The 8,194-nt window shown below is 33.2% G+C and carries 10 protein-coding genes; 2 read left to right on the top strand and 8 right to left on the bottom strand.

Annotation, left to right across the window (positions count from 1 at the left end):
* Nucleotides 1-156 precede the first annotated feature (156 nt).
* The 3 genes from BLP44_RS20195 to BLP44_RS20185 all read right to left on the bottom strand — a co-directional run bounded on the left by BLP44_RS20195 (nucleotide 157) and on the right by BLP44_RS20185 (nucleotide 2,380).
* Nucleotides 157-486, bottom strand: a complete 330-nt coding sequence (locus BLP44_RS20195) for a hypothetical protein (RefSeq protein ID WP_139159224.1) — start codon at nucleotides 484-486, stop codon at nucleotides 157-159.
* Between the two features lie 74 nt (nucleotides 487-560).
* On the bottom strand, nucleotides 561-1,796 hold the full coding sequence (locus BLP44_RS20190; RefSeq protein WP_091135598.1) for an ABC transporter permease: 1,236 nt from the start codon (nucleotides 1,794-1,796) through the stop codon (nucleotides 561-563).
* An 89-nt stretch (nucleotides 1,797-1,885) separates the two neighbouring features.
* Nucleotides 1,886-2,380 carry a YkgJ family cysteine cluster protein gene (locus tag BLP44_RS20185; RefSeq protein WP_066033485.1) on the bottom strand — a complete coding sequence of 165 codons (495 nt, stop codon included), beginning with the start codon at nucleotides 2,378-2,380 and terminating at the stop codon, nucleotides 1,886-1,888.
* A 71-nt stretch (nucleotides 2,381-2,451) separates the two neighbouring features.
* On the opposite strand from BLP44_RS20185, the gene BLP44_RS20180 reads away from it, so the two are divergent.
* Complete coding sequence (locus BLP44_RS20180; RefSeq protein ID WP_008464967.1) at nucleotides 2,452-3,159, top strand: class I SAM-dependent methyltransferase; 708 nt, start codon at nucleotides 2,452-2,454, stop codon at nucleotides 3,157-3,159.
* A 16-nt stretch (nucleotides 3,160-3,175) separates the two neighbouring features.
* Entirely contained in the window at nucleotides 3,176-3,721 is a 546-nt protein-coding gene (locus BLP44_RS20175; RefSeq protein ID WP_091135595.1) for a YfiT family bacillithiol transferase, read from the top strand.
* Nucleotides 3,722-3,799: 78 nt separating this feature from the next.
* Here BLP44_RS20175 and BLP44_RS20170 read toward each other — a convergent pair whose 3' ends face one another.
* From BLP44_RS20170 to BLP44_RS20150, 5 genes are all read right to left on the bottom strand, one after another.
* Nucleotides 3,800-4,432 (bottom strand): 7-carboxy-7-deazaguanine synthase QueE, encoded by a 633-nt coding sequence (locus tag BLP44_RS20170; protein ID WP_066033483.1) that lies wholly within the window; start codon nucleotides 4,430-4,432, stop codon nucleotides 3,800-3,802.
* Nucleotides 4,433-4,532: 100 nt separating this feature from the next.
* A complete protein-coding gene (locus tag BLP44_RS20165) occupies nucleotides 4,533-6,200 on the bottom strand; it encodes a tetratricopeptide repeat protein (RefSeq protein ID WP_091135593.1) in 1,668 nt (555 codons plus the stop codon).
* 16 nt (nucleotides 6,201-6,216) lie between these two features.
* Nucleotides 6,217-7,140 (bottom strand): PstS family phosphate ABC transporter substrate-binding protein, encoded by a 924-nt coding sequence (locus tag BLP44_RS20160; protein WP_091135590.1) that lies wholly within the window; start codon nucleotides 7,138-7,140, stop codon nucleotides 6,217-6,219.
* A gap of 2 nt (nucleotides 7,141-7,142) precedes the next feature.
* Nucleotides 7,143-7,370: a hypothetical protein gene (locus tag BLP44_RS23290; RefSeq protein ID WP_008464973.1), complete on the bottom strand. Its 228-nt coding sequence runs from the start codon at nucleotides 7,368-7,370 to the stop codon at nucleotides 7,143-7,145.
* Complete coding sequence (locus BLP44_RS20150) at nucleotides 7,370-8,173, bottom strand: energy transducer TonB (protein ID WP_091135586.1); 804 nt, start codon at nucleotides 8,171-8,173, stop codon at nucleotides 7,370-7,372. Before BLP44_RS20150 ends, BLP44_RS23290 begins: the two co-directional genes overlap by 1 nt.
* Nucleotides 8,174-8,194 lie beyond the last annotated feature (21 nt).

Below are 8,194 nucleotides of genomic sequence, written 5' to 3'. Positions count from 1 at the left end.
AAGCTGCCGGAATGTCTAAGAGCGTTTTTCGCCGTTGCGGGTGCAAAAGTAGAACCTTTTTCCGCTTTTCCAACACTTTTCCCAGACTTTTTTCAATCTTTTTTCAAGTTATTTCTTAACTGTCTCATAACAGACGCTTTACATTTTGGATGTTTTTCACCGAGCGTAAGGTTTTTCCTGATTCGGCTGGCATTTTCTCATTTTATCGCGTTTTCCGATATCCGATTTTAATGGATCTTCAGCCTTTGGCGCCTTTTTCAGGCGTTTTTTCATCTTTCCCGAATCTTCCATTTTCCGAAATGCCTCTCCTGAAACCGCATCCATAGCCCCGATAGGAGCGGAAATCCTTTTTATGGCGGGGTTCGCCATAAAAAGATTGCAGCGGATAGCGGGAAACAGCTCCTTATCAACAGCAAAACTGCAATGGTGAAATTCCAAATTGCAAAACTGGATGCGCTTCACTCCGCTCAGTCTGATAAAAAACACTTATATAATATTATAGATAAAAAGACAAATCCGACAGGTTTACCTGTCGGATTACATATGCTTAGCTTTATTATCTAATCGAAGCGAATGGCTTTTACTGGAGATATCTTCGTAATTATATATGAAGGAATTAATAACACCAAAAAACAAACAGTAATAGTAAGTAAGTTTAATAGGAGAATATAAATCCAATTTAGATAGACTGGAGCTTGATTGACATAATAATTTTCAGGATTGAGCTGGATTACTCCAAATTGCTGTTGGATTAAAAGAATTAAAATACCTATTAGGTTTCCCCAGAACAACCCTCGTAGAATTAAGTAAAAGGCATTATACAAAAATATTTTACGGACTGACCAGTTATTTGCCCCCATCGACTTTAGAATTCCTATCATCTGCGTTCTTTCTAAAATAAGCACCAAGAGCGCCACTACCATATTAATTGTCGCCACCAAAATCATAACCCCTAAAATGATGACGATATTAAAATCAAACAATTGAAGCCAATCAAAAATATAACTGTATTTTTCTACAATGGTTTTTGTATCGAGATTAGAGGAAGTTGATTCGTAAACTTTATTTCCTACAGCTTTAATTTCATTAAAATCTTTAACAAAAATCTCAAATGCCCCAATTTGATCTTCATTCCATTTATTGATTCTCTGAATATGTCGAATGTCACCAATTATATAAGTAGCATCAAAATCTTGAAAACCTGAATTAAATATAGCCGCAATTTTAAATCGGCGACTATTTGGAAGCTTTCCTTGTTCTTCTTTTATAAAAAAGGTATTGAATTGGTCTCCTATTTTCAAATTTAAACGATCTGCCAAAAATCTTGAAATAATAACATCTTCATTTAATGCTTTAGTAAAATCTGGCAATTTACCTTCTACAATATATTCCTTAATGTTGTTCCAATCGTAATCAGCACCAACTCCTTTGAAAATGATTCCTTCGAATGCATTTTCTGTTCTAATAATTCCTGCTTTACTTGCGACTGCCTGAATATGGCTAACTTCTGGAACTGATTTAAAATTGGGATAGAAATCTTGTTTCTTCGAAATTGGAACTGTTGTAACTTCTGAATTATTATTATCATAATTAGAAATTATAATCTGACCATTGAATGCCGAAACTTTCTCACGAATCTTTTTCTGCAAACCTATTCCTGTCGCTACCGAAACTATCATCATAATAATCCCGATCGCTATGGCAGAAATAGCAATTTTTATAATGGGCGCCGAAATACTGCTTTTGTAATCTTTTGCAGCAATAAGTCTTTTGGCTATAAAATATTCTAAATTCAAGTTATAAGTTATTTAAATTATTCCTTTCTCAAAAGTACGCCTTAAAAAAGGAAATTTGAGATGTTCTTGTAACAATTGCCAGTTTTGATTTATAAAGGCAATTTCTTTTTCATTTCTTCCACTATATTATATGCTGCTGGACAAATTTCAACGTTTTTCAAAGTTAAGTTTGAAATCTGATAAAATTTGTTTCGATCTGTATGAGGAAACTCTCGACAGGCTTTCGGACGAACATCATAAATCATACAATAGTTTTCATTATCCAAAAAAGTACAGGGAACACTTTTCAAAACATAATCTTTGTCTTCATCAATTCGCAAATACTGATCAATAAATTGTTGTGGCTTTTGTCTAAAATGTTTTGAAATCCTCTCGATATCTGCCAGAGTAAATAATGGCCCCGTTGTTTTACAGCAATTAGCACATTTTAAGCAATCCGTTTTCTTAAATTCAGCATCGTGCAAATCCTGCATAATGTAATCTAAATTTTTTGGCGGTTTCTTTTTAAGCTTATCGAAATACTTTTTATTCTCGTTATGCTTATCTTTGGCTAACTTACTTAAGTTATTTAAAATCTGTTTCAAGTTTAATATTTAAAGTTGATTTGCAAAATTAAACAACTTTGACTTGAAACCTTAAACTTTGAACTAAAACAATGAAAGATCTTTTTGGGAAAGCAATATTTGATTTTTACACCAAAAATTCACCTGAAGACATTATCACCGAAACTTCGATTTCTGAAGAAGACGAAATGAGTGTTGAATATCTTTTCCGCACTTATAATGAGATGCCTAAAATTGAGCAAAAGGCTTTGCAATTGGCTAAAGGAAAAATATTAGATGTAGGATGTGGCGCAGGAAGTCACGCTTTATCATTGCAAAATGAACGCAGTTTAGATGTAACTGCCATTGACATTTCAGAAAAAGCGGTTGAAACCTGTCGTCTTAGAGGTATAAAAAATGCTAAGGTTGAAAATATTCTAGATTTTGAAGGAGAAAAATTTGACACAATCCTGCTTTTAATGAACGGAACAGGGATTTTTGGCCAGCTAAAAAACTGCAACAAATATTTATCTAAATTAAAATCCCTTTTAAATCCTGGTGGACAAATTTTAATTGACAGTTCTGACATCATTTATATGTTTGATGAAGATGAAGACGGTGGCAAATGGATTCCGTCTGAAAATGATTATTATGGCGAACTCGTTTTTAACATTAGCTATAAAGGAGAAAAAGAAGAACCTTTTGACTGGTTGTATTTGGATTATAATACGCTTCAAAATGCAGCAATCGCAAATGGTTTAAACTGTGAGCTTATTCTTGAAGGCGAACATTACGACTATTTAGCCAAACTTTCCATTTAAAACAAACCATAAAACCATGAATGAACTAGATTTAGAAAAATTAAAATATCCGATTGGAAAATTTACAGCTCCAGAGCAATATTCTGCAGAATATATTTCTGAAAAAATCAAAGAAATTGAAAATCTCCCTGAAAAACTCACAAAAGAAACAATTCATTTAACCGACGAACAACTGGATACTCCTTATAGACCTGGTGGATGGACAGTAAGACAAGTTATTCATCATTGTGCCGAAAGCCATATGAATTGTTACGTTCGCCTAAAATGGGCTTTGACAGAAAACAATCCCGTAATTAAGCCTTATGACGAAGTGCTTTGGTCTGAATTAAGCGACAATCTGACAATGCCAATCCAACCAACCCTAGATTTACTGAAAGGACTTCATTTCAGATTGGGCTATATAATGCGTAGTTTATCAACATCTGATTTAGAAAAAACTTTTATACATCCTTCTGATAATTCAGAAATTAAAATCAAAAGAATGATCGGAATGTATGCTTGGCACGGAAAACATCATTTAGCACACATTACCGCTTTGAAAAATTATAAAAATTGGAAATAATAAAATGTGTTTACTTTTTACACAGCTTGTATACTTCCATAAAACAGAAAATCTCTTCACTTGAAGAGATTTTCTGTTTTATGGAATATTAAGATATTTATGCGTTTGCAATGAAACTCTCCATTTTGGATTATTCATAACATAATCAACAATAAGTGGAGTCATCTCTTCCTTTTTGCTCCATTCTGGCTGAAGGAATAAAATTGCATTATCGTTTACTAATTCTGCTTGTTCTTCGGCAAAAATAAAATCGTGCTTATTGTAAATAATCACTTTTAACTCGTGAGCATTGTCATACACTGTCTGCGTTGGAAGCTTATTCTTTTTTGGTGAAAGACAAATCCAATCCCAAGTTCCAGATAATGGAAATGCACCAGAAGTTTCAATATGCACTTTTAAATTTTTCTCTTTTAAACGTTCTGTCAAAAGCGTCATATCCCAAGACAAAGGTTCTCCACCAGTTACAACAACCGTATCAGCGTATTTTGCAGCATTTTCAACAATTAAATCTACTTTCGTTGGAGGATGAATCTCGGCATTCCAGCTTTCTTTCACATCGCACCAATGACATCCCACATCACATCCACCAATTCTAATAAAGTAAGCCGCTCTTCCTGTATGCGAACCCTCTCCCTGAATGGTATAAAATTCTTCCATCAAAGGAAGCATTGCTCCTTTATTTACTTCTAATTGTATTTCTTTCGGTAACATTATATTATTTTAAGAGTGCAAAGATAGTCAATAATATACGGAACAAAAAAAACCGATAGTTTATTGAACTACCGGTTTCTATTATTTATAAAAATCTATATTATTTTAAAGATTTTATAGACTGTGTCGCATATGAATTTGCTGGATCTAAAACTAAAGTTTTATTGAAATATTCAACAGCTTTAGCTTTGTCTGTATTAGCATAAGCAGCACCAATACTGTTGTAAGCTTCAATAATTTTCTTTGCTACAGCTGGTTTCGCCACTTCTTCAGGACCTTTTGCTGTAATTTTAGTAACATACTCTTCGTAGTTTTTAATGATCAAATCATCTTTGTCTAACAAAGAGTTGATTCTTGCTTTATACAAGTAAGCTTCATCGTAATTAGGAGCTGTAGTTAAAATTTTGTCAAAAGCTGCATCTGCTTTTCCTAAAGCTACAGCATCACGGCTTTCTTTTGGTTTACTAGCGTTACCGTAGTATAAAGAAATTCCATAATAAACACTGTCATCTAAGTAATTTTTAGACTCTGGGTTACTTGCTCCAAGTTCAAAGATAGCAGCTGCTTGTGCATATTGTTTTTTACCGAATAATTCTTTTCCAAAGTCCGCAAATTCTTCAACTACTAAAGGCTCTAATTCAACAGCTTTTTTGATATCAGCTAAACCTGCATCAAAAGCAGCTTGATTTATTGTACCATCAGCAGCTGTTCCTTTTTTAATTTTAGCCAATCCTAAGTAGTAGTAATCTCTACCAATAATTTTGTTTCCTGGCGCTTTGATATAATCTTCTATAGATTTAATTGCTACATCAACATTACCATTTTCGTAAGCCGCATAACCTAAATATCTGTAAATTCTAGGATTTACTTTATCTTGAGCAATCATTTTGTTTGCAACAGTTTCTAGCTGTTTGTAATCTTTTACCAAGATTAAGAAATCTGCATGACGCATTTTAGAATCAAGCGAGTAATCTGTCAAACTTAAATACTTCTCATAGTTTGTAATTGCATTTTGCAAATTAACTTTAGCAGTAGAAGGTTTATTTCTAGCCCATTTGTAATATGTCTCAGCTAATTCTCTGTAAACTGGCCCATAATTAGCATCTAATGCGATAACTTCATTGAATGATTTAATTGCTTCATCATAAGATTTAGCCCCTTTTAATAAGACACCTAACTGCATTTTTGCTCTCAATAAAGTATTGTCAGCAGTAAATGCATCACGGTATGATTTGTAAGCATCATTTTGATTGTTTGCTCCATAGTATGCGTCTCCAATTGCTAATAATGCTTGTGCATTCTGAGGATCAACTAATAAAGCGCGTTTTAAAACTTCAATAGCATTTTTATAATCTGGATTTTCAGAGTTCATATATGCTCTAGCGATATAAATAAATTCATTTATATCTTTTTTTCTCATGTCTTTAGTAGCTAAAGCAAAATTTGCTTGAGCAGCTGCAGTGTTTTTTGTATCAAGATCTAATTGACCTAAACCAATATAGTTTAAGTTTTTCTTATCTGAAGCCTGCAATCCGTTATTGTAATAGATTTTTGCAGAGTCAACAACAGATTGGTTTAAATAAACATTCCCTAGCACAAAATTAGCTTCACCATCAGATGGTTTTGCTTTAATAATTGATTTAAGTATGTTTTTTGCTTTATCAAATTGTTCAGCGTCAATTGCCTTCTTTGCTTGGTTGATGTCTTGCGCTTTTGCCGCAGTGGCCGAGGCAACTAATGCAAGACTAAAAATTTTAAATTTATTCATCTTTATCGTAATTAATTTATTCTTTATCTTTTATAATTTCACTTCTAATTTTCAGCTTACGCCCTGGAGTTTTATATGGCAGTAAACCTGATTTCAATACTATACGCTGTCCAATATCTCCAGCTATGAATGAAGCAAACCCCATTCCAAGCCCAGAATAACCTTGACAATTGATAATAAACAAATCACGTGCCAAAGGATATTTATCTAATGCCAAGTCCGTTTGTGTAGGGCTATAGTAATTATTACTATTTAATCCTTTTACACTTAAAACATTTATTCTTTTAATTGTTTCTGTCATGTCTGGTGTTGGCTGGTATAGCCAATTTACTCCAATAACACCAATCATTCCATCATTTTCAGAAACAAATTTTATTACTTCGTTGTTTGTTTTAAAAGAGAAAACGCCAGCTTTTGGAACTTCATTTACCTTAGCTAATTCTTTCATGTAGCGAACAGTACTTGAATTAGGATTATCAAAAACGAGTCCTTTAATCTTACCATCCGGTTTTCCCTGAATAAAATCGATTACACTTTTCAACGCAATAAGAGTATCATTATTGCTTTTGTTTGAAATAAAAGCAACTGCATCACGTGCAAAAGGCGTCACTCTAGGATTAATTTTGCTTTTTTCAAAACGAGTCTTCTCTTGTGGAGTCAGATCTCGAGTTGTGATGACAACTTTAGCTTTTTGATTTAATAAATCATTAATTACTTCAGCTTCTGATTTTGGCTTTACTGTAATTTTTGCATCATAGTAAGTTCCTTCAAAAACAGCAACCTGATCGTCTACGATTTGTTTTACAGTTTCATCAACTGTAATATCGAGTGATCCTTTTAAAATGGTTTCTTTTTCAGCTTCATTTTTGCTTTTTTGGTTGCACATCGCAAACAAAAAGACAAAAACCATCAAACCTAAAACCTTACTATATTTCAACATAATTATTCTTTTGAATTAATTAATCTTAAAAATCTTATTCCAGAATATACAATTAGTAAACCTCCAAATGCATATCTGTATTTAGGTTCCATATTCAATGGGAGTTTTTCCCAAAACATAATCATTAAACCGAGTACAAGATATATTAAAAAAAAGAGTATTCCTAAAACAAGAAGAAATCGCTCTTTGAGCGATTTCTTCTGAATATTATTAAGCATATCTTTTAACATTATTCTGCAGATTGAATAGTAATAGGAAGAGAATATAATACCCTAACTTTTTTACCATTTTGCTCGCCGGGAGTCCATTTTGGACATTTCTTAAGAACACGAATTGCTTCTGCTCCTGTTCCGTAACCGATATCTCTTAAAACTTTAATATCTGTTAACGACCCGTCTTTTTCAACTACAAACGTAACGTAAACTTTACCTTTTAAACCTTCTTCTTCTGGAGTTTTGTAGTTGTTTCCTACGAATTTGTAGAATTTATCAATACCTCCTGGGAAATCTGGTTTTACTTCGATACCAGCTGTGTTGTATACAGTGTTATCTTCTTGAACCACCTCTGCTACTGGTCCTTTACCAACTGGCTCATCAACAGTTAAAACTGCATCTGGATCTCCTTTGATAGTCTCAGAACCTACTTTTTTATCCTTTAGCTCCACAATCTTAGGTGGATCTTCAGTGATCTCTTCTGTTTTAGCCACAACTGGCTTAACAAACTTTACCTGATCTACCTTTGGTGGTGGTGGCGGTGGCGGTGGCGTATTTGGTTTAATTTCCTCTTTTTTCTTAGGAGGTAATTTTACCGTTGCAATCTTAATATCATTATTTACCTCTTCTTCTTGAGAATCTGGTAAGAAACTTGCAATAAGAGGAGCGGCAACTGCAAAGCTAAAAATAAGTGAACCGATTACAAGTGCTTTCACAGTTGTTTTTCCGTTCGATTTTCTCAGCTCATATGCCCCATATATCTTATTACGCCCTTCGAATACGATATCAAGCCACTGATTTTTTATAATATCTAATTTCATTTTTCTTAATTATTAGGTTAT

It is taken from the genome of Flavobacterium anhuiense (assembly GCF_900101855.1).
GTDB lineage: Bacteria > Bacteroidota > Bacteroidia > Flavobacteriales > Flavobacteriaceae > Flavobacterium > Flavobacterium anhuiense.
This window is presented reverse-complemented; position numbering and strand designations above follow the sequence as displayed.

Excerpts from the sequence above, each read along its gene's own strand:
- BLP44_RS20170 (WP_066033483.1), bottom strand. The coding sequence starts at position 4,432 with ATGTTACCGAAAGAAATACAATTAGAAGTAAATAAAGGAGCAATGCTT.
- BLP44_RS20180 (WP_008464967.1), top strand. The coding sequence starts at position 2,452 with ATGAAAGATCTTTTTGGGAAAGCAATATTTGATTTTTACACCAAAAAT.
- BLP44_RS20175 (WP_091135595.1), top strand. The coding sequence starts at position 3,176 with ATGAATGAACTAGATTTAGAAAAATTAAAATATCCGATTGGAAAATTT.
- BLP44_RS20160 (WP_091135590.1), bottom strand. The coding sequence starts at position 7,140 with ATGTTGAAATATAGTAAGGTTTTAGGTTTGATGGTTTTTGTCTTTTTG.
- BLP44_RS23290 (WP_008464973.1), bottom strand. The coding sequence starts at position 7,370 with ATGTTAAAAGATATGCTTAATAATATTCAGAAGAAATCGCTCAAAGAG.
- BLP44_RS20165 (WP_091135593.1), bottom strand. The coding sequence starts at position 6,200 with ATGAATAAATTTAAAATTTTTAGTCTTGCATTAGTTGCCTCGGCCACT.
- BLP44_RS20150 (WP_091135586.1), bottom strand. The coding sequence starts at position 8,173 with ATGAAATTAGATATTATAAAAAATCAGTGGCTTGATATCGTATTCGAA.